This window comes from Nocardia sp. NPDC102475, assembly GCF_055584605.1.
In genome coordinates this window covers 63,925-85,395 of sequence record NZ_JBVJLS010000011.1, presented here as the reverse complement: position 1 = coordinate 85,395, position 21,471 = coordinate 63,925, and the positions used below count along the sequence as shown (strand labels likewise).

Here is a 21,471-nt window from a genome sequence, read left to right as displayed (position 1 = left end):
ACATCGGATTCCGGTCACGCCGATCCGACACCTGCACCTGTGTCCAGCGCTCAGCGCTCATTTCGCCAAGTCCTCGAGCACACGAGCCAGGCTCTCGGCACCGAAGTCCACGTCCGCGGGTTCCGAATACTCCTGCGGCGCATGGCTGATACCGGTCGGATTGCGGACATAGAGCATGCCGGACGGCACGTGCGCGGCCAAAATGCCCGCGTCGTGCCCCGCGCCGGTCGGTAGGGCAGGCACGCCGCCGAGTACCGCGTCCATTCGGCTCCGCAGAGTCTCGTCGAAAACGACATCGTCCGAATAGGATTCCTCGGTCACGGTGACCTCGCAGCCCTCGGCGGCCGCGGCCTCACGCGCGAATCCGGCGATATCTTCCACCAATGCGGCGGTGCGTCCATCTCCGGCGACGCGCGCATCCAGCCACAGATCCACCGTCGAGGCAATGACATTCGTGCCGCCCGGTGTGGGTATCAGCTTGCCGATGGTGGCTCTGGCATCGTCGGTGGCCGCGGCTACCCGGCGGGCAGCCGCGATCACGGCGGCCGCGGGCAGCATCGGATCGTGGCGGTCGGGCATGCGGGTCGCGCCCGCGTGGTTGCCCTGTCCGATGAAGGAGAACCGGTAGCGGCCGTGCGCGATGATGCTGCTGCCGGTGGCGACCGCGCTGTCCAGGTCGATCAGCCCGCGTCCCTGTTCGACATGCAATTCGACGAAGCAGCCGATACTGGCGAGCGCTTCGGGATCAGCGTCGAAGCGCTCCGGGTCCTGGCCCGCTTTGGCCGCGGCCTCGGCGAAGGTGATCCCGGCGGCGTCGCGCAGTCCGCGAGCGCGGTCGGCGTCGATGGCACCGGTGAGCAGCCTGGATCCCAGACACGGCACCCCGAAACGTCCGCCCTCCTCCTCCGCGAACACCAATAGCGCAAGCGGCTTCGCGGGAGTGAAACCCTTGGCGCGCAAGATATCCACGGCGGCGAGTGCGCTCGTCACCCCGAGCGGGCCGTCGAACGCGCCGCCGCCGGGCACCGAGTCCAGATGACTCCCGGTGACCACCGCACCGGAACCGGGCCTGCCCCACCACGCCCAGATGTTCCCGTTGCGGTCGGTCGTCACATCCAGACCGCGCCGGGCCGCCTGCTCGATGAACCAGTCACGCAATTCCAGTTCGGCACGGTCGAAGGCGTGCCGGGAGTATCCGCCGCGCCGCGTATCCCGGCCCACATCGGCAATTTCGGCGAGCAGTCCGTTCGCTGTCACTTGTTCTCCTGCATCGGGATTCGCACGCCGCGCTCCTCGGCAACCGCGCCGGCCCGCTCGTACCCGGCATCAACATGCCGAATGACGCCCATACCGGGGTCATTGGTGAGCACGCGCTCGATCTTCTGTCCGGCCAGCGCCGTTCCGTCGGCGACACAGACCTGTCCGGCGTGGATGGACCGGCCCATGCCGACGCCACCACCGTGGTGGATCGACACCCAACTCGCGCCCGAAGCGGTGTTGACCAGTGCGTTGAGCAGTGGCCAGTCGGCAATGGCATCGGATCCATCGGCCATGGCCTCGGTTTCGCGATACGGCGAGGCGACACTGCCGGAGTCGAGGTGGTCACGGCCGATCACCACCGGTGCCTGCAACTCGCCGTTGGCGACCATCTCGTTGAAGCGGAGTCCGGCCAGATGCCGTTCACCGTAGCCGAGCCAGCAGATGCGGGCCGGAAGCCCTTGGTAGGCAACGCGTTCCCCGGCCATGGCGATCCAGCGGCGCAGCGATTCGTTCTCCGGGAACAGTTCCAGCATGGCGCGATCGGTCGCGGCGATATCCGCCGGATCACCGGAGAGCGCGGCCCAACGGAACGGCCCCTTGCCCTCACAGAACAGCGGCCGGATGTAGGCGGGCACGAATCCCGGGAAGTCGAAGGCCCGTTCGCAGCCACCGAGTTTCGCCTCGCCACGCAGCGAATTGCCGTAGTCGAAGACCTCGGCACCGCGATCGAGGAAACCGAGCATCGCATCGACGTGTTCGGCCATGGATTCGCGGGAGCGGTCGGTGAATTCGTCGGGCTTCTTCGCGGCGTAATCTGCCCAGTCTTCGAGTGCGACACCACGCGGCAGGTACGCGAGCGGGTCGTGCGCCGAAGTCTGGTCGGTAACGATATCGATCTCTACTCCTGCCGCCAACAGCCTCGGCAGCACCTCGCAGGCGTTGCCGATCAGACCGACCGACAATGCCTTTCGCTCCGTGCGCGCTTTCGAGACCCGACGCACCGCATCATCGAAATCGGTGGCGATCTCGTCGAGATAGCGGTCGTGCACCCGCCGCTCGGCACGCGCCGGATCGCATTCGACGACCAGGGCGACACCGCCGTTCATGGTGACGGCCAGCGGCTGCGCGCCGCCCATGCCACCCAATCCCGCTGTGAGTGTGAGGGTTCCGGCAAGCGTGCCGCCGAAACGCTTATCCGCCACGGCGGCGAAGGTCTCGTAGGTGCCCTGCAGAATGCCCTGGGTGCCGATGTAGATCCACGAACCCGCGGTCATCTGCCCGTACATGGTGAGGCCTAGCGATTCCAGTCTGCGGAACTCGGGCCAGGTCGCCCAGTCCCCCACCAGATTCGAGTTGGCGATCAACACCCGCGGCGCCCATTCGTGTGTGCGGAATACGCCGACGGGCTTACCCGACTGCACCAGCAGGGTCTCATCGGCCTCGAGTGTGGTGAGCGTGCGAGTGATCGCATCGAAGCTTGCCCAGTTCCGCGCCGCCTTACCGGTACCGCCGTACACGACCAGGTCCTGCGGGCGCTCCGCAACCTCGGGATCGAGATTGTTTTGCAGCATCCGGAGCGCGCCCTCGGTCTGCCAGTTCTTGGCCGTCAGTTGCGTGCCACGTGCCGCGCGCACTGTCCGTGTCATCGGATTGCCTCCATATCAACGAATTTCCCGTCCAACCCGCAGGTCGGTGTCGCATAGCTACCGGTGACCTCGTATGCCCACGTGGGCGAGCCCGATTCGCTGTGCGGGAAGCGGATTGCTTCGGGTGTTGTCAAGGGAGCTCACTTTCCTGAGGTGCCGAGGTGGGGTGTGACCGCGGCCAGCAGTTCGCCGGTGCGGATTAGTTCGGTTGCGGCAGCGATTTCCGGGGCGAGGTGCCGGTCCGGTCCCGGGCCGTCGACCTTCGTGCGAAGCAGAGCGAGGGCCGCGGCTGTTGCCGGGCCAGGACGCAGCGGCACTCGCAGGTCCAATGCCCTTGCAGCCGTGAGATATTCGATGGCAAGCACGGTAGCCAGACCGTCGACCGCTTTGCGCAGTTTGCGCGCGGCCGACCAGCCCATCGACACATGGTCTTCCTGCATCGCGCTGCTCGGAATCGAATCCACCGACGCGGGCATCGCGAGGCGCTTCAGCTCGCTGACGATTCCCGCCTGGGTGTACTGCGCGATCATGTGACCGGAATCGACCCCAGGATCGGCCGCAAGGAAGGCCGGAAGACCGTGCGAGCGTGCGACATCCAGCATCCGGTCGGTGCGCCGCTCGGCCATGCTCGCGACATCGGCGACCGGGATCGCCAGGAAGTCCAGGACATACGCCACCGGAGCACCGTGGAAGTTGCCGTTGGATTCCAGTCTGCCATCGGCGAGCACGACGGGATTGTCGATCGCCGAGGCCATTTCGCGCTCGGCGACCAGTTCGGCGTGCGTGAGGGTGTCGCGGGCGGCGCCGTGCACCTGCGGTGCGCAACGCAACGAATACGCGTCCTGCACCCGGTTGCAGTCCGGACCCCGGTGGCTGGCAACGATTTCCGATCCCGCGAGTGCGTCCGCCATGCGCCGTGCCGAGAGGGCTTGGCCCGGATGCGGTCGCAGCGCCTGTAGATCATCGGCGAAGACCCGGTCGGTGCCGAGCAGTGCCTCCACGCTCATGGCGGCGGTGATATCGGCGACGTCGAGCAATCGGTGAAGGTCATTGATCGCGAGCGCCAGCATGCCGAGCATGCCGTCGGTGCCGTTGGTGAGCGCGAGGCCTTCCTTCTCGGCGAGGGTCACCGGCTTGATTCCCTTGGCGTGCAGGGCTTGTGCCGCCATAACCACCTTTCCAGCGGAGTCCGTGACCTCCCCCTCTCCCATCAGCGCCAACGCGACCGCGGCCAATGGCGCGAGATCGCCGGAGCAGCCGAGCGATCCGAACTCGTGTACCACCGGCGTTATGCCCGCATTGATCAAGGCAGCCAGGGTGAGCGCCGTCTCCGGTCGCGCACCGGTATGTCCGGTGGCCAGCGTGCGCAGCCGCAGCAGCATCATGGCGCGCACCACCTCGGTCTCGACCGCGGCACCCGCTCCCGCGGCATGCGAGCGGATCAGCGACCGCTGCAGCGCGGCCCGGCTCTCCGGCGGAATGTGCCGGGTGGCCAGTGCGCCGAAGCCGGTGGAGACGCCGTAGGTCGGGACCGTGCCCGCCGCCAGCGCATCGACATGCTGGCGCGCGTCGGTCAGCCGCTTCTCGGCGGCCTCGCTGAATCGAACTTCCGCGCCGTCGCGGGCAACGGCGACGATGCGTTCGACGGTCAGCGGCCCGTCCAGCTCCACGGGAGGTAACTGCGTGGTTTCCGGCATAGGCCCATTCCACCGCCACAGGGGCGGGTGGAGAATGAGGCTGGGCCAGGTTCTGTCTGGTATCCGAGACAATCCAAGGAAGTGGTATGGGAACGAGCAGCGACATCCCGGCGCTGCGGCGCGGCCTGGCCGTGCTGCGGCTGATGGCTACCCGGGCCGGACCGGTCTCCGCATCCACGATCGCGCGCGAACTCGACATCCCCCGCTCGACCACCTATCACCTGCTCGCCGAGTTGGAGCAGGCCCGCTTCGTCACCCGGCTACCCGCCGAACGGCGCTACGGCCTCGGTATCGCCGCCTTCGAGCTGGGTTCGGCCTATCTGCGCCACGATCCGCTGGAGCGGGTGGCCGGACCGTTGCTGCGCGAGTTGGCCGGACGGGTCGGGCACAACGCGCACCTCGGGGTCCTGCACGGCAATGAACTGCTGTATCTGATCAAAGAACGCCCGGCACGCCCTGAAACGCTGGTGACCGATGTCGGCGTCCGCCTGCCCGCACAGCTGACCGCATCGGGGCGGGCGATCCTGGCGCACCTACCCGCCGCCCATGTGCGTGCGCTGTTCCCGTCGGCGGCAGCCTTCGTACGCCGCACCGATCGCGGGCCGACCAGCCTCGCGGCGCTGCGCACCATCCTGGCCGCCGAGCGTCTGCGCGGCTGGGCGAGTGAGGACGGACATGTCACCGCCGGATTCGCCTCGGTCGCCTATCCGGCGTTCGATCACGACCATCGGCCGATCGCGGCGATCAGCGTGACGCTGCGGCACCACTGCGAGCAGATCCCCTGTGCCGCCGATTGGTCCGGTCTCGCCGCCCAGGTGCGGTCCACCGCTGACGATCTGACCCGCCGCATCGGCGGACGGGTGAGCTGACTACGCGAATAGATAGCAATCTCGACGAATCCCCAGTTCTTCTGACCGTTTATCACGACACACCGATCGCCTATCCAGATGTCAGCAATCTGATAGTTACGCTGATGGATCACCGATCGGGGCATGGTCCCGCCAGGTGGCGCACGACCAACAGTGCCGGATGGGGACAGGAGCACGATGCGAACACCGATGCGCCGCCGCGCCCTCGCCGGGCTCGCGATCATCGCGAGCGCGCTGCTGCTGCCGAGCCTCACCATGCCGACCGCACAGGCCACCATCGCACCGTTCGGCCGGGAATTCCTCTGGGGCGTCGCATCATCGGGCTTCCAATCCGAAGGCCGTGCGCCGGACAGCAATTGGACCCGCTATATCGAAACCGGCAATGCCGGGGACGACTACGAGAATTCGGTCGACTTCTACAAGCGCTACATCTCCGATATCAACCTGGCCGCACATCTCGGGGTCCGGGTGTATCGAATCGGGATCGAATGGGCGCGGGTACAGCCGCAACCCGATACCTGGAACGAGGCGGCATTCGGCTTCTACGACAACGTGATCACGCGCATCCTCGCCGCCGGTATGCGGCCGATGCTCACCCTGGATCATTGGGTGTATCCCGGCTGGGCCGCCGATCGCGGCGGCTGGCGCAATCCGGGCATGGTCGAGGATTGGCTGGCCAATATGCGAAAGGTGGTGAACCGCTATGCCTCTCGCAACCCACTGTGGGTCACCTTCAACGAACCCGCCGCCTACATCGGCACCGAACTGCGCATCGGCGCCATCACCCCGGACGAGGCGCCCGCGATGCTGGACCGAATCGCCCAGGCGCACAACGCGATCTACGACACCATCCATCAGAACCTGCCCGACGCGCAGGTCACCAGCAATCTCGGCTATGTCGCAGGCGCCGAGACCGAGGTGAATCAGCCGCTTGTGGACCGGATCGCCGATAAGCTCGATTTCATCGGCGTCGATTACTATTTCGCGCCCCTGCCGGAAACGAACAAAGCGGTCCAGGGTGGCTCGAACGAGGGTCCGGCGATCTGGGAACTCCCGATTCACACCGAGGGCATCTACTACGCGCTGCGCCATTACGCGCAGTTGTTTCCCGACCGCCCACTGTATGTCGTGGAGAACGGCATGCCCACCGAGGACGGTAAACCGCGCGCCGACGGCTACACCCGCTCCGACCACCTCCGCGACACCGTCTACTGGCTCCAGCGCGCCAAGGCCGACGGCATGAATGTCGTCGGCTACAACTACTGGAGCCTTACCGACAACTACGAATGGGGCAGCTACACACCACGATTCGGCCTCTACACCGTCGACGTCCACACCGACCCCTCGCTCACCCGCAAACCCACCGACGCAGTCGACGCCTACCGCGGCATCATCCAATCCGGAGGCGTCCCCACCAGCTACCACCCGACCCGACCACCAGCCGAATGCGGATTGGTCGATCCACCCGACAGCTGCGACGAAACCGTCGCCGTTCCCTAGCCGAGTATCCGCCGACGGATCCTCCCGGCTCCGCTATGTTTCGTCTATGGGCGGTAGGTTGGCGCTGGTGGTGGGGTCCGAGTGTGCCGCACTGCCTCGACTCGGATTTCCGGGCGAGTTGGCCGGCGAGCTCTACGCGAATCTCACCGCCGCTGGCGGCTGGCGACCGGCCACGGCGCACCATGGACCGGTGCTCGACCCGACTGCCGACGAGTTGAACGCCGCCATCGACGACGCTTTCGCCGCCGCTTCGGAGCAACGGGCGACACTGTTGATCAGCTTCATCGGGCACGGCGTGGCAACCGCTGGTGAGGACTTCTTCCTACTCGCGCACGACTCACCGGAGTTCCCTCGCTCCCGCACCGCCTTCCACCTGACACAGGGCATTCGGGAAAGTCTCAACCGATCCACGCTCGACGGTCTGATCGTGCTCATCGATGCGTGTGAGGCCGCGCAGGGCGTACAGGGTGCGGCACGCCGCTGGACCGATATGCTCACCGGCTCGTTCGGGCGGATGGAACTCCTCGTCGCCTCCGGCGAGGATCCCGCCTATGCGGGCTGCTTCACCCGGACCATGGTCGACACCTTCGCCTGTGGACTGCCGCTGCGTGGTGAGAACCTACTGCCATCCGATCTGGTCGAGCCCATCGGCACCGGGTGTAAACGCCAACAGCCGCAGCATCTTTCGTTCACGTCCGGCGCGTTGTCGACGAGCGCCGGTGGTGATCCCGGACTCTGGTTGGTGCCTAATGCCGCGCGGCGGCGCGACGCCGTAACCGGCCGTCCCGCAGCTGGATTCGTCGACCAGCTCACCCGTGAACTTTTGCTCACCGATGTCATTCGTGAGCGTCTCGCCGAGATCGTCGAAACCGGGGGTCGCCGCCTGCGCGCGGTCGTCGGCCCGGCGGGGTCCGGGAAGTCCACGCTGATGGCCATGCTCGTTCGACCGAGTCTGGTCGACGGGCTACCAATTGCTCCAGAATATGTCACGGCGGCAGTGTTTCTCACGGTCGGCAGCTCGATCGAATCGGTAACCGGCGAACTATCCGCGCAGCTATCCGGCCGGGTTCCCGGTTTCATCGATGCAGCCCGTGCCGTCGATGAGTCCGACGATCCCGAACGCGACCTGTTCGATATCGAGATCCAGCGGCCACTGGCCCGGCTCCGTATGCCCGGTCGCCGGATCACCATCGTCTTCGACGGCATGGATCAACCCGAGGCGGGAACCCGGGAACAGCTCGTCCGCCACGTGTACGAGCTGACACGCGGCGACGAATTCACCCATGTGCGAGTGATTCTCGGCGTGCGTGCGGGCACCGGCGTCGCGGAACTACCGGAGCTCGCGCACCTGCACCGCATCGAACTCCTGCCGCCGAGTGCCGAGGACATCGCCGCCATGGTGTTCGAATCGACTCGGCACCAGCTCGAATCGGCCGACCCACAGTTGTGGGTACGCTGGATCGATGCGTTGCTCGCGGAAACGCCCACCAGCTTTTCCGCAGAAAACCCCATCATCGGTCATTCGCGCACACTCGCGGGCGGGTGGTTGCTGGCCCGGCTGCTCATCGAGGTTCATTCCAGCATCACCGACGAGGAGATTGCCGCTGGTCACCGCGGCGCCGCCCGACTCGAGCATGGTCGGTCTCGACGACACCGCCGCGCGTGCCATCGCGCGTGCCATCACCGAACTGGAACAGCTACTCACCGATCAACTACGAATCCTCGGTGCCAACCATCAGGACACCCTCGCCACCCGCTACAGTCTCGCCTACTGGCATGGCGATAGCGACGAACCGGCCAGAGCCGCCACCGAATACGAACGGATTCTCGCCGATCAGTCCGCAGTATTGGGCCCGGACCACCCCGACACTCTGAACACCCGCCACAGCATCGCTTACTTGCATGGCGAAACCGGTGACATTCCTCGGGCGATAGCAGAACTCGAACGCCTGCTGGCGGACCGCCTGCGCGCGCTCGGCCCAGACCACCCCGACACCCTGCAGACCCGTCACAACATCGCTCATTTGCATGGCGAGTCCGGTGACCCCGACCGTGCCATCGCCGAGCTCGAGCAGGTGGTCATCGATCGTGAACGCATTTTGGGCGCAGACCACATCGATACGCTCACCACCCGAAACACCATCGCGGCCATGCGCAACGGCCCGTACTTGCGCCACGCCATCGCCGAGAACGAGCAACTTCTCGCCGACCAAGAGCGCATCCTCGGTTCGGATCATCCGGACACCAGGACCACACGGAGCCGAATCTTTCATCTACAACAGCAAATCTTGTTCCTCCAGCAGCACCTTGATCCGGATTCACCCGAGCCGAATCCGACCGACTGATTCAGTCTGCCCGCGCGGAATTCCGCGACCGACGTGACAGCGTAGCTATTCGTCCGACGTCGATCGGGCGGGTAGCGCGGCATCACGCCACCAGCGGGTGCATGCGAGGCTAGCCGCCGATGCGATCAGGGCGGCCGGGATGACGAAACCCCAATGGGCGCTTGCGGAATAGAGTGCGGCAGCGGCAGCGGCACCGAGGACGACAGCGGCGATTCGGGCAACGGCAAGTCGGTCGGCACGGTGGCTCGCGGCGAGGTCGCTGACCAGGCCGGTGAATGTGCTCGTCATGTAGGTGGTCGGTGATCCGCGATCGATGACCAGTACCGCGGCCGACTGAACGCCCATGGCCAGGGCCGCCGCGGCTAGCAGAACAATGCGAATAGCACCGATCGCATCGGCCGCGACAGCGATAGCGGCAACGACGACCACCAACGCCGCCTCACCCACGAGGCAGTGACGGATGCGTGCGGTGCGCTGTATCCCTGCCGGTATCGCGCGACACCAGCGCGCGGCCGCCACGACACCTGCGAGATAAGCAGCGAGCACAGTGAGCGGCGGTGTCAGTTCGATGCTGGGTAACCCGACGGCGGTGCCGAGCAGCACCAGATTGCCGGTCAGGATGCTGGCGAATACCTTGCCGAGTTCGGTGAAGACCAGGGCGTCCGTGGCGCCCGCACCCGCGGATAGCAACACCAGGACCACCGGCCCGACCGGTAGCCGTCGCAAGTCATGCTTGATCGGCATGACCGCGACGGTATCGGTCGGGCTTCGGCATCCTGCGGTCGGCTATTTCTTGTCGGCGGTCAGCTGTCCGGCCGCGCCCCAGCTGTCGGCGGGGGTCTCGTGGATCCACACCTGTACGGTTTCGGCCGGGATCTGGTAAGCGTCTACGAAGGCGTCGGTGATCCGGCGGACCAGATCCCGCTTGAGTTCGACGGTGCGCGGACCCTGCTGGACGGTGACGATGGGCATGACTGATCTCCTGAATGAAAGGGTTGGGGCAGACCACATCCGGTGGATTCCGGCTTGTTCTGCGGCCTGTTATCAGTTCACCCGACCGAAGATCATCGACCAAGGGCCAGTTCGTTCGCGCAGCGATAACGAATGCTTATCGTTGGCGGCTCACTTCGCCAGTAGATCGCGCAATAGCTTCGAGCTCGGCGAATCGGTCCCGGCTCGCAGGGCTACGGCAATCGGCAGGCTCAGGCCGCCGTCGGCGAACGGACGGAAAGCCACTCGCGGATTGTGCACCTGGTCGGCATTGGCCGCGTAGATCACCGTCCACATCGCGGCAGCGGTGCCGATCGCGGCCAAATTGTCCTGCAGCGTGGTGGCGGTCGGGGCCGGAACCGGCTCGAAACCCGCACGCTGACAAGACATCAGCACCAGATCCACCAGCGCCGGATGATTGCGCCGCTCGGTCATCCGCAGTGGCACCGAGGCCAGATCGGCCAATCGCACCGTCTCGTGTGCGGCCAGCGGATGCCGGGCCGGGAGCACCGCGACGAGCGGGTCGTCCCAGGCGCGCAGATACTCCAGCTCTGGAGTGTCGTCGGCGGCGGGCGCACGCACGAAAGCCGCGTCCAATCGTCCGTCGGCCACCTGCGCCAACCGCTCGCGCACCGGCAGCGTGACCAACTCGATCCGCACCTGCGGAAGACACCCGGCAAATGCATCCAGGATGGCGTCCAGCCGCGCGCCGAGTCCGGTGACCGTGCCGAGCCGGAAGACCTCGGTCCGCACACCGGCCAGATCGGCCACCGATGCCCGCGCCTGATCGGCCGCGATCAGCACACCGCGCGCCGCGGGCAGAAACCGCTGCCCGGCCTCCGTCAGCCGCACCCGCCGCGGCGACCGATCCAGCAGCTGGACCTTCAATTCCCGCTCGAGCCGCTGCACCTGCTGACTCACCGCTGGCTGCGCGATATGCAGTCGCTCGGCCGCGCGCCCGAAGTGCAGTTCCTCGGCCACGGTGACGAAATAGCGCAACTGGCGCAGCTCCATGGCACGGCTCCTCGGGGTAGCGGTTCTTGTCGATCCATGAAACCAGCAACTTCGGACCGACGAACAAAATCGGCGGGCGCTCGGTGCGAGCGCCCGCCGATCGGTGTGCCGGGTTTACTTCGGTGCCGAGAAGGGCTGGTTGATCGTGGTGAAGTACTGAATTGCGGCGGCGATGGCGACCGGGGCCGTGACGAAGATCTGTCCGGCCAGGGTGCCGAGCGCGCCGACGGCGATGATGCCGCCGATGCAGCCGACCGCGGCGGCCGGGATGAAGGGACCGAACAGGCCGACAATGGTGGCCGCGGCGACGGTCGCGCCCGCGATACCGCCGAGAACACAGCCGATGGCGCCGCCGCCGAGACCGCCGACCAAAGTGCCGATGGTGGCGCCCATGCTGATGGTACTGGTCAGGCGGTTCCAGGCGGCCTGCTCACGGTCGTAGTCGGACTTCCATGGGGCCTTGTCCTCGAACGGCAGCGCCACCGGCTTGTACACGGCGTGGGCCATATCGAACTGCGGTGTCAGCGTCGCGGTGTGATCCTGGATATCCGCCGCGATCGGGAAGACGAAATCGTCCACCCGGAAGGACAATTCGGTGCCCGCGAGGGTTGTACCGTCGACGGCTTTGATCTTGAAGACACCGTCTTCGTCGACAAGCGAACCGGCGTCGGTCTTGATGATGGTCGAGGACGGAGTCGTGGTGGCCGTGTAGTTCACGGCGCCGTTGTCGGTTTCGGGCGCGGCATTCACGGTTCCGGCCGTGGCACCGAGCGCCGCGATCACCAGCGCCGAGGTCGCGGCGAATTTCCTCATCAACATGCTTTGGTTCCTAACGGGGTGGACTGCGGAAGCAGACCCATTAAAACCGCTGCACGCAAGTGGTTCGTGACCAAATCGTTAATATTTGCTCAATAATTGCCACATTTTCATGCCCGAGTTGATCATGATGTGATTTGCATCACACTAACCAGATTCGTATATCTCGCGGCCATCAGGTAGAAACCTGCGCGGGAAACTCGGATGCCACAATCGAATTCCACCATGGGCAAAACGTAAATCCTCGAGCGAAAACCGTCATGACCCATCAGTGTCGAGCCATCCCGCGCAAGACAGTAATGCGAAATCTGCATGACGCAATTTTCATTGTGATGCCGCTCACACTGGTGGCCCACTCGTGATCAGCGCGTTTCGAGAACTGCCATGGCGGCATTGTGGCCGGGGATACCGCTGACACCGCCGCCGCGAATCGCGCCCGCACCGCAGATGAAGACGTTCGGCACGTCCGTAGCCACACCCCAGCGCGCCGCCGGAGTATCGGCTTCGCCGCAGCGATAAGGGAAGGCCAGGTCTCGGTGGAAGATATGCCCGCCAGGGAGGGCCACCTCACGTTCCAGGTCTACCGGCGACTTGGCCTCGATACAGGGTGCACCATCTTCGCCGAGTGCGAGGCAACCGACAAGCGGTTCGGCGAGTACCGCATCCAGTTGGGCCAGTGCGGCTTTCACGGCCATCATCTTCGCCCCCTCCGGATCGGACTCGAAAAGCCTTGCCGGAGTGTGTAATCCGAACAGCGTGAGGGTGTGCAGATCGGAGCCGGGCGCGAGAATCGAGGGGTCGGTCAAGGTGTGACAGTAGATCTCCGACGGCGGGGCCGACGGGATCCGTCCGCCGGACGCCTCGCGATATGCCTGGTCCAGTTGCGAATACGATTCGGCGATATGAAATGTCCCGGCGAATGCCTCGCGCGAATCTGTCGAAACGTCGCGCAACCGAGGTAACCGCCGCAGCACCATATTCACTTTCAGTTGGGAGCCTTCGGGTTTCGGCTCCCCGGGTATGCCCAGCAGCTGTGCGAGCTCATGCGGTGCCGCATTGATGAGCACATGCCGCGCGCTGATCACACCGTCCGCATAGCGTACTTCGGCTGTGAAATCGTCGGATTCGACCTCGGTAACGGCACAGCCGGTGATCAGCTCGGCACCGGCGGCGCGAACCGTGTCGGCGAGTGCGTCGGTGAGCGCGCCCATACCGCCGATCGGCACATCCCAGTCGCCGGTGCCGCCACCGATCACGTGGTAGAGGAAGCACCGGTTCTGCCGCAGTTCAGGATCGTGCGCATGGGTGAAGGTTCCGATGAGTGCGTCGGTGAGCACGACCCCGCGCACGGTGTCGTCGGCAAAGGTGGACTCGACTGTCTCCCCCAGCGGCCGCTCGAACAGCGCCGACCAGGTGGCGGGATCGTCGACAACCCGCTCGAGCTCCGACCGTGTCGGCAACGGTTGCGTCAGCGTCGGAAAAACCCGCTGCGCGAGCCGCGCGGTCGCGCCGTAGAACTCCTGCCACGCCCGGAAATCCCGGTCCGATCCGGTGAGCCGCACGAAGCTGTCCCTGGTTCTGGCCTCGGAACCGGTATCGACCAGCAGTCCACCGTCCCCGACCGGCGTATATGACGAGATCCGCCGACGCCGCGTCGCGAACCGCAGCCCGAGTTCGTCGACGATCTGTCGCGGCAGCAGGCTCACCAGATACGAATACCGCGACAATCGCGCATCGACGCCCGGGAACACCCGTGCCGAAACCGCGGCCCCACCGGTGTGCTCCTGCCGCTCCAGCACCAGCACCGAACGCCCGGCTCGCGCCAGGTATGCGGCGGCCACCAGCCCATTGTGACCACCACCGACCACCACCACGTCATAGGAGGAGCGCATCGGTCGCATCCGTCCTGCCTACCACGGATTGCGCGGATCCAATCTCCGAATGTGCGATTGCCGAGAGATTACGGCCCGGTTTCCATATTTCCCTGCGATTGACCAGCACTCACTTCACACTTAGCTTCTGGCAAACGCTGTATGAGGGCGGCGTTTTCACCTGGGAGCGATCATGACCGAATCCACCACACCATCCGACGACGAACGGCGCCTGGCCGAACTCGGCTACAAACAGGAATTGGCGAGATCCTGGTCTGGATTCTCCAACTTCGCCATCAGCTTCACCATCGTCTCCATCCTGACCGGCGGATTGGCCAGTTATGGCATCGGTCTGGCCAACGGCGGCCCGATCACCATGGCGTGGGGCTGGCCGCTGGTCTCGGTCATGGTGTTGTTCGTGGGCCTGGCGATGGCCGAATTGGCCTCGGCCTACCCGACTTCCGGCGGCCTGTACTGGTGGGCATCCGAATTGGGCGGCCCGGTCTGGGGCTGGTTCACCGGGTGGTTCAACCTGATCGGCCAGATCGCGGTGACCGCCGCCATCGACTACGGCGCGGCCATCTTCACCACCGCGGTGCTCAATGTGATCGGCATCGATATCGGAACCGACCGCACCGCAATCTTTTTGGTCTTCACGGCGATCCTGATCCTGCACGCCGTACTCAATGCGATCGGCCCGCATCTGTCCGCGGTCATCAACAACATCTCCGCCTGGTGGCATGTCGGCGGTGTGGCGATCTTCGTCGTGGTACTCGGTTTCGGCGCGAGCCACCATCAGAGCGTCGGCTTCGTCTTCACCGAAACCGTCGACAACAGCGCGGTCGGCTTCGGCGGGGTGGCGTTCAGCTTCCTGCTCGGATTGCTGCACGCGCAGTACACATTCACCGGCTACGACGCATCGGCGCATATGTCGGAGGAGACCCACGATGCCGCGCGCACGGCGGCCAAGGGCATCATCAATACCATTGTCGTCTCGGCCGTCGCCGGTTATCTGCTCATCATGGCGGTGACCTTCGCGATTCCGAATCTCGACGATGCGCTCGATCCGGCGAAGAACAGCGGCTACCCGGTGATCTACATCCTGGAGAACTCGCTGAATTCGTTCTGGTCCGGGCTGCTGCTGATCATCGCCGCGATCGCGCAGCTGTTCTGCGGCTACGCCTCGGTCACCTCGGCCTCACGCATGCTGTTCGCCTTCTCCCGTGACGGCGCGGTGCCAGGATCGGCCTACTGGTCGCGACTTTCGGCCCGCAAGGTGCCGGTGCACGCGGTGCTGTTCATCTCGTTCTTCTCGTTCGTGCTGCTGATCCCGTCGATGCTGGTGCCCGCGGAGAACGCGCCGACCGCCTACGCGGCGGCCACCTCCGTCGCCACCATCGGCCTCTACATCGCCTACGGCATCCCGATTCTGTTGCGCCAACTGCACGGCGGCCGATTCCACACCGGCCCTTGGCAACTCGGCCCCTGGTATCGACCCGTCGGCATCATCGCCCTGATCTGGATCGTGCTGATCAGCCTGCTGTTCATCCTGCCCACCGATGACCGCGGCTATCCGTGGAACAGCGAATTCACTTGGAACACCGTCAATTACGCACCGATCACCCTGGTCGGCGTGGTGGGCGCGATCGGCATCTGGTGGCTCGCATCGGCCAGACACTGGTTCACCGGACCCAGGCGAACGGTCGTCGAGACCGGCGAGTCCGAGGCACCGGTACAGGCCTGACCTGCTCATATCGGTGGCCGCACGGTGGGGATAGAGTCGACGTGTGTCCGTGGAGATCGATTTCCGCGCCGTTTTCGAGTCCGCACCAGGTCTGTACCTGGTACTCGATGCCGACCTGTGCATCGTCGCGGTGACCGACGCATATGCCGCCGCGACGATGACCGAACGACAGGACCTCCTCGGCAAGAATATTTTCAAGGCATTTCCGGACAATCCGGACGATTCGTCGGCAGAAGGCGTCCGTAACCTGCGGGTATCGCTGGAACGGGTGCTGCGGAACCGGGTCACCGATGCGATGCCGGTTCAGCGCTACGACATCCGCAAGCCCGACGGCACCTTCGAACCGCGATTCTGGAGTCCGACCAACTCCCCAGTCCTCGGTACCGACGGCGAACTGCGCTATGTCATCCACCGCGTCGAAGATGTCACCGATTTCGTCCGGCTCGAAGCATCCGACGCGGCGAAACGAGAGGAAACCGCCGCACTGCGGGCTTCGAGCCAGGAAATGGAACAGGAGGTATTCGCCCGGGCCCGTGAAGTCGCCGAAACCAGCAGGCAGCTCAAGGAGGCCAATGTCGAGCTGACTCATTTGTACGCTCGCGCGAAGGAACTGGACGAACTGAAGAGCGAGTTCGTCGCCAATATCAGCCACGAGCTGCGAACCCCGCTCATGTTGATCTTGGCGCCGACCCAGAAGTTGCTCGACCGGTGCGCGCCCGCCGACCGCGACGAACTCGAGCTGATCCTGCGCAATGCGCGCATACTGCAGCGTCAGATCGACGATCTGCTCGACGCCTCGAAGCTGGAGTCGGGCGCCATACGACCCGATTACGCCTGGATCGATGTCACCGAGCAGGTGCGGCTCGGCTCGGCCTTCTTCGAGTCCATGGCGGTCGACCGCGGCATCCGCCTGGCCCTCGACGCGCCGCAGCCCGTCCCCGCCGCACTCGATCCCGAACACCTGCAGCGCATTCTTCTGAATCTGCTGTCCAACGCCTTCAAATTCGTCCCCGAAGGCGGCATGATCCGCTGCACCGTACGCCCTGCCGATGACGACGTGGTCATCGAGATCGCCGATAGCGGCCCAGGCATACCGGCATCGCACCGCACCACGGTCTTAGAGCGGTTCCGTCAGGTCGATGGCGCGGCGACCCGCGCGGTGGGCGGCACAGGTTTGGGCCTCAGCATCGTCCGTGATCTGGTGCGCCTGCAACGCGGTGACATCACCATCACCGACGCACCGGAGGGCGGCGCGATGATCGTGATCGTGCTGCCGCGAGCAGCCCCACCGGGCACCCCGGTCCGCCGCTCGGCCACCGAGCCCATACCGATTCGGGCAGATAACGCCGCCGACGCGCTGATTGCCGAGCTGACGCCCGAGAGCGGCGAACCCACCACACACTCGGATACCGGATCGGATGAGTCGGAACCGAAACCGTCGGTCATTGTCGTCGAGGACAATGCCGATCTCAACGCCCTGATTCGGGAAGCGCTTTCCGAGTCCTATCGGGTCACTGCCGCCGACAACGGCGGCACGGGACTGCGGCTGGCCCGAGCACACAAGCCGGATCTGATCGTGTGCGACCTCATGATGCCGGGCATGAGCGGCGACGAACTTCTGCACGAGATCCGCGCCGACCACGAGCTGCGCAACACCCCGGTACTCATCGTCAGCGCTCGCGCAGACGAGCGGTCGCGGCTGGATCTGCTGCGTGCCGGCGCCAACGACTATCTGCGGAAGCCTTTCGAGGTCGCCGAACTCCGAGCACGGGTGGACAATCTGGTGAACCTCCGGCTTGCCGAGACGCAACTACGGGCCTTGCGGATCATCAACGAACGCGACCGCATCGCTCACGAACTGCACCGCACGGTGATCGATCAACTGTTCGGCATCGGGATGCGATTGAGCGGGATCCGTCACCTGGCCCGGATGCCGGCCGTCACCGCCCGCATCGACAACGCGGTCCAAGAACTCGATGCCGTCATCGATCACATCCGCGACACCGTCGCGGAACTCGCCTCGGAAGTCGAAAACGAGACCCCATTCCGCACGGAGATCATGGAACTCGCCAGCGAGGCCGCCGAAGCACTCGGCGCACAGTCCCAAGTCGGCTTCGCCGGACCGGTCAACGATCTCGATCCCGCTCTCACATCCGCAGCGCTCGAAGTCGTAGAACGGGTACTGCGCACGATGCGCCGGCGTGCGGTCGCCGAGGATATCCGGGTCAACGTCATCCTCGACGACCGCCAATTTGCCATCGTCATGCACGAAATCACTTGGACACCAACCGATCCCGCAATATCGGAGCATGAGCCCGAACCATTGTCGGAAACACTTGTCGGCTACGGCGCAAACCTGACGGTCACTACGCCCATACCCACCGAAACCGCTTGGTCCCTGACGATCCCGCGCACCGGCCGGTGCTGACCGAGTAACGCGATCAGCGTGCGAGGCCCACCGCTGGGAAGTCGAGGCGCAAAAGCGCCGAACCGACTGTGCGAGAATTCCGCGGATGGGCTCCCACTACGACCCCATCGCCGGTGATCCTTGGGCGGGAGCGCAATACGGACTGCTACCGCCGAAAGGACAAAAGCCGACCGTATCGCCGGTGGTGGCGGACGCACGCGGGCAGATCGACAAGCTCGCCGCGCCGCCGGGTGCTTCGGAGACTGTCCAGCGCGCAGTCGAATTCGCTCGAACCGCATTTCGATTGATGGTCGATCAGCTCGGCACCGGAAACCCCGCCGATATTCCCGATCTGACGACGTTGCTCGATGCGGCAAACCTCTACGACGTGGCCAACAAATCCGTGGTGACCGCGCATTACAACACGAAATCTGCCGAATTATCAGAGCTGACCGCGGGTTTGAAAGAGCGGGATACCAAGCTCTCCGGCAAAGTTGGGGATGTCGCGGGCGATAACGCGAGGATGGCCAAGGAGATCCGCGACGAGGCGCAAATGCAGGGGCTGGTACTGCAAGCGGCCTCGCTGGCGGTCTCCGCACGATCGGGCAAGTTGACGGCGAGTGAGGAAAAGTCGCTGTTGACCGACATTGTCACGAGAGTCCTGCGTGTGGAGAGGGACTTCGTCGACATCATCGGAACCAACTCGGAGCGGGCCGGGCAGATGAGCCCCGTGACCTTGGCGCAACTCGAGAAGATCTTCCCCCACACCCCCGAGTCCGCGCTGGAAAAATACCTCCCCTACCTCGATCAGGCGATGCGTGACTACGGGATCGATACGCCCAAGCGTGCGGCCGCTTTCCTTGCGCAGGTCGGAGTGGAGACCGACAATTTGAAAACCCTCGAAGAATACGGTGGCAAGGCCTACTTCGAGAGGAACTACGGGGCACGCAAAGACCTCGGAAACGAGCAGTCCGGTGACGGCGCCAACTTTCACGGCAGAGGCGCGCTGCAACTGACCGGGCGTACCAACTACCGGAAGGCGAGCGATGCCCTCGAGGTGGATTTCGTCAAAAACCCCGACCTGGCCGAGGACCCGAAATACGCCTTCGCCACTGCTGGATGGTATTGGGATTCCAAGGATTTGAACGAAGATGCGGATAAATCGGATATCGACGCGATCACGCATACGATCAACGGCGGAAGCAACGGAAGCGCGGAGCGCAACGAGAATTACCGCCGCGCACGCAAGGTCCTCGACGCAGAATGATCCAAGCGAAGACCACAGTTCCGTAGTTGCAGCGCCCGAATGGCACATGGCCACGAGACCATATGCCACTCGAGGTCTTACTAATCCTCTTGGGGCAGGAACTGTTTCGCGTACTCGTACCCTTCGGTACCTTCGGCCGCCGCCTTGGCGTACACCAGGTGGACGACACCGGTTTTGAAGGTATTGGACGAAAGCAGTCGCAGCGGAAGCGCAGCGTCGGTCTCCTCGAACAATCGCAGGCCCTTGCGCACCGCGATCGGGTGCACCAGCAGGTGCAGTTCGTCCAAGAGCCCGACCTCGAGCAGTTGGCGGACAACGGATACCGATCCGCTGATGCCGATGGGTGCGTCGCCGGGCTCATCCTTCAGCGCCGCGACGGCCTCCGCCAGATCACCTTTCAGCACTTCGGAATTGCGCCAGGTGAAGGTGAGATCCTGATGCGTGACCACGATCTTGCGCGCGTCGCCGAGCTTCTTGGCCATCTCGGCGTCCACATCGCCCGCGGCCTCCCGCTCCGGCCATGCCCCGGCGAAACCCTCGTAGGTCTTGCGGCCCAACAGCAGCGTATCGGCCGCACCGAGCTGGCTGTCGACGGCCGCGGCCATCTCCTCGTTGAAGTACGGGAAGTGCCAATCCTGGGGGTTCTCGACGACGCCGTCGAGTGCGATGAACAGTCCGGCGGTGATTTTCCGCATCGGTATCTCCTTGGTCGGTGGTTGATGCCCCGTCACCAGATCAGACGGACGGGAGCCGGAGAAATCATCGCTCGCGTGCGCGCCTATTCGGGCGCTCGGCGATGCAGGGCGAGTTGGAGTTCGAGCAGCAGGCGATCGGCGGGATCGGTGAGGTCCATCCCGAGAATGTCCTCGACCCGGCGGATCCGGTAGCGCAGGGTATTCGGATGCACCTGCAGCGCCGTCGCGGCATTGCGCACGTCGCCGTGTTCACGCAGATAGGTCTCGACGCTCTCGCACAGATTCGCGGAATGCTTGCGGTCGTAGTCCAGCAACTTGCGCAGGCGCGGATCGTGCAGTTCCGGCCGCGGGCCGACGAGATCGAGGATTTCACCGAGCAGTACCGCGGTGCGCGATTCGGCCAGCGTGGTCACCCGGCCGCGCGGATAGGTCGCGACCGTGCTGTCGAGGACCCGGTCCACCTCGGAGCGCGCGCCCGCGACATGGGCCAGATCCGGTATGGGACAGGCGATGGCGGCGCGCAATTCGAATTTGGCTTCGAGTTGTTCGACCAGCTGACGAGTCCACGCGGTCACGGCATGCGCCGAACGGTACTGCGGCAGCAACACATACACCCGATCGCCGAGGATGGTCGTCACCGAATCACCTCGAAATGAGCTGGCGCGCAAGCGAAGCGTATTGCCGAAGGCAGCGGGCGGCTTCACACCGGAAGCGACCGCGAAGCCGACCACCGCGGCCGGACCGGTCAGTGGAAGATTCAACGCACTCGCCACGGCAGGCACATCGGCGGTGCCACCACCGGTGTCGAACAGCCGCTGAATCAGTAGTGCCTCGGTGGAGGGCGCGTCCAGACTGCGCGAAATCAGCCGGGCGGCAATGGCCGACGCACCGCGCAGGATCTCCGCGGCATCCGGTTTGAACGGCCGGTCGCCCTGCTGCAGCCAGATCGACCCGAGTACTCGCGGCGCATTCCCCTCGGCCTGCTCGCGAATGCTCACCACCAGGCGGCGCTTGATATCCAGCTCCTCGTGCGCCGGTATGTCGATGACATCGTCGGTACCGCGCAGCCGATCGAACACTCCCCATTTGCGCAGCACCTGCAGATAGTCGCGCGGCCCCTCCCGGCCGAGGATCGAAAGCACCCGCAGCTGGTCGGCCGCCTGATCCGAGGCCGAATACGCGAGCACATGCGATTGCGGGTCCTCGATTGACACCATCCCGCCCGCGTTCTGGGCGACCATCTGCGCCAATCCGAACAGGTCCAGGTCCGCGGCCACCAACTCACTCTCGCTAGCCACGACCACTGCCCACTTTCATACGACTCGCCAATCCGGTCATCCCATCTTTGTC

16 protein-coding genes and 1 pseudogene are annotated in these 21,471 nt (G+C 64.9%); 7 read left to right on the top strand and 10 right to left on the bottom strand.

The window, feature by feature from the left end:
- Nucleotides 1–57: 57 nt before the first annotated feature.
- The 3 genes from ACZ60G_RS20910 to hutH all read right to left on the bottom strand — a co-directional run bounded on the left by ACZ60G_RS20910 (nucleotide 58) and on the right by hutH (nucleotide 4,603).
- A complete protein-coding gene (locus ACZ60G_RS20910; protein WP_465811698.1) occupies nucleotides 58–1,257 on the bottom strand; it encodes an allantoate amidohydrolase in 1,200 nt (399 codons plus the stop codon).
- Nucleotides 1,254–2,906: a urocanate hydratase gene (hutU, locus tag ACZ60G_RS20905; RefSeq protein ID WP_465811697.1), complete on the bottom strand. Its 1,653-nt coding sequence runs from the start codon at nucleotides 2,904–2,906 to the stop codon at nucleotides 1,254–1,256. The genes ACZ60G_RS20910 and hutU overlap by 4 nt, the downstream gene beginning before the upstream one ends.
- Nucleotides 2,907–3,046: 140 nt before the next feature.
- Nucleotides 3,047–4,603: a histidine ammonia-lyase gene (gene hutH, locus ACZ60G_RS20900; protein WP_465811696.1), complete on the bottom strand. Its 1,557-nt coding sequence runs from the start codon at nucleotides 4,601–4,603 to the stop codon at nucleotides 3,047–3,049.
- A gap of 86 nt (nucleotides 4,604–4,689) precedes the next feature.
- Between hutH and ACZ60G_RS20895 the strand changes: the two genes are divergently transcribed.
- The 4 genes from ACZ60G_RS20895 (at nucleotide 4,690) to ACZ60G_RS20880 (ending at nucleotide 9,317) form a co-directional block, all read left to right on the top strand.
- Nucleotides 4,690–5,472: an IclR family transcriptional regulator gene (locus ACZ60G_RS20895; protein ID WP_465811695.1), complete on the top strand. Its 783-nt coding sequence runs from the start codon at nucleotides 4,690–4,692 to the stop codon at nucleotides 5,470–5,472.
- Between the two features lie 177 nt (nucleotides 5,473–5,649).
- The gene (locus ACZ60G_RS20890) at nucleotides 5,650–6,972 is read left to right on the top strand and encodes a family 1 glycosylhydrolase (RefSeq protein ID WP_465811694.1); all 1,323 of its coding nucleotides are present in this window, start codon (nucleotides 5,650–5,652) and stop codon (nucleotides 6,970–6,972) included.
- A 46-nt stretch (nucleotides 6,973–7,018) separates the two neighbouring features.
- Nucleotides 7,019–8,758: an ATP-binding protein gene (locus tag ACZ60G_RS20885; protein ID WP_465811693.1), complete on the top strand. Its 1,740-nt coding sequence runs from the start codon at nucleotides 7,019–7,021 to the stop codon at nucleotides 8,756–8,758.
- Entirely contained in the window at nucleotides 8,640–9,317 is a 678-nt protein-coding gene (locus ACZ60G_RS20880; protein ID WP_465811869.1) for a tetratricopeptide repeat protein, read from the top strand. Before ACZ60G_RS20885 ends, ACZ60G_RS20880 begins: the two co-directional genes overlap by 119 nt.
- 45 nt (nucleotides 9,318–9,362) lie before the next feature.
- Here the strand turns inward: ACZ60G_RS20880 and ACZ60G_RS20875 are convergent, their stop codons facing one another.
- The 5 genes from ACZ60G_RS20875 to ACZ60G_RS20855 all read right to left on the bottom strand — a co-directional run bounded on the left by ACZ60G_RS20875 (nucleotide 9,363) and on the right by ACZ60G_RS20855 (nucleotide 14,029).
- Nucleotides 9,363–10,061 carry a YoaK family protein gene (locus ACZ60G_RS20875; protein ID WP_465811692.1) on the bottom strand — a complete coding sequence of 233 codons (699 nt, stop codon included), beginning with the start codon at nucleotides 10,059–10,061 and terminating at the stop codon, nucleotides 9,363–9,365.
- A 42-nt stretch (nucleotides 10,062–10,103) separates the two neighbouring features.
- Complete coding sequence (gene dmpI / locus ACZ60G_RS20870; RefSeq protein ID WP_040689632.1) at nucleotides 10,104–10,289, bottom strand: 4-oxalocrotonate tautomerase DmpI; 186 nt, start codon at nucleotides 10,287–10,289, stop codon at nucleotides 10,104–10,106.
- A 150-nt stretch (nucleotides 10,290–10,439) separates the two neighbouring features.
- Nucleotides 10,440–11,321 (bottom strand): LysR family transcriptional regulator, encoded by an 882-nt coding sequence (locus tag ACZ60G_RS20865; protein WP_465811691.1) that lies wholly within the window; start codon nucleotides 11,319–11,321, stop codon nucleotides 10,440–10,442.
- 114 nt (nucleotides 11,322–11,435) lie between these two features.
- On the bottom strand, nucleotides 11,436–12,140 hold the full coding sequence (locus ACZ60G_RS20860; protein ID WP_465811690.1) for a DUF8020 domain-containing protein: 705 nt from the start codon (nucleotides 12,138–12,140) through the stop codon (nucleotides 11,436–11,438).
- A gap of 359 nt (nucleotides 12,141–12,499) precedes the next feature.
- Nucleotides 12,500–14,029, bottom strand: a complete 1,530-nt coding sequence (locus ACZ60G_RS20855; RefSeq protein WP_465811689.1) for a phytoene desaturase family protein — start codon at nucleotides 14,027–14,029, stop codon at nucleotides 12,500–12,502.
- Nucleotides 14,030–14,201: 172 nt separating this feature from the next.
- Between ACZ60G_RS20855 and ACZ60G_RS20850 the strand changes: the two genes are divergently transcribed.
- From ACZ60G_RS20850 to ACZ60G_RS20840, 3 genes are all read left to right on the top strand, one after another.
- Entirely contained in the window at nucleotides 14,202–15,752 is a 1,551-nt protein-coding gene (locus ACZ60G_RS20850; protein ID WP_465811688.1) for an amino acid permease, read from the top strand.
- Between the two features lie 43 nt (nucleotides 15,753–15,795).
- Nucleotides 15,796–18,180: a response regulator gene (locus ACZ60G_RS20845; RefSeq protein WP_465811687.1), complete on the top strand. Its 2,385-nt coding sequence runs from the start codon at nucleotides 15,796–15,798 to the stop codon at nucleotides 18,178–18,180.
- An 85-nt stretch (nucleotides 18,181–18,265) separates the two neighbouring features.
- Nucleotides 18,266–19,426 (top strand): glycoside hydrolase family 19 protein, encoded by a 1,161-nt coding sequence (locus tag ACZ60G_RS20840; protein ID WP_465811686.1) that lies wholly within the window; start codon nucleotides 18,266–18,268, stop codon nucleotides 19,424–19,426.
- An 80-nt stretch (nucleotides 19,427–19,506) separates the two neighbouring features.
- Here the strand turns inward: ACZ60G_RS20840 and ACZ60G_RS20835 are convergent, their stop codons facing one another.
- Together ACZ60G_RS20835 and ACZ60G_RS20830 are read right to left on the bottom strand one after the other, a co-directional pair.
- Nucleotides 19,507–20,121, bottom strand: a complete 615-nt coding sequence (locus ACZ60G_RS20835; RefSeq protein WP_465811685.1) for a dihydrofolate reductase family protein — start codon at nucleotides 20,119–20,121, stop codon at nucleotides 19,507–19,509.
- 83 nt (nucleotides 20,122–20,204) lie between these two features.
- Nucleotides 20,205–21,401 (bottom strand): annotated as a pseudogene (locus ACZ60G_RS20830) (PucR family transcriptional regulator); the annotation flags it as partial.
- Nucleotides 21,402–21,471: the final 70 nt, after the last annotated feature.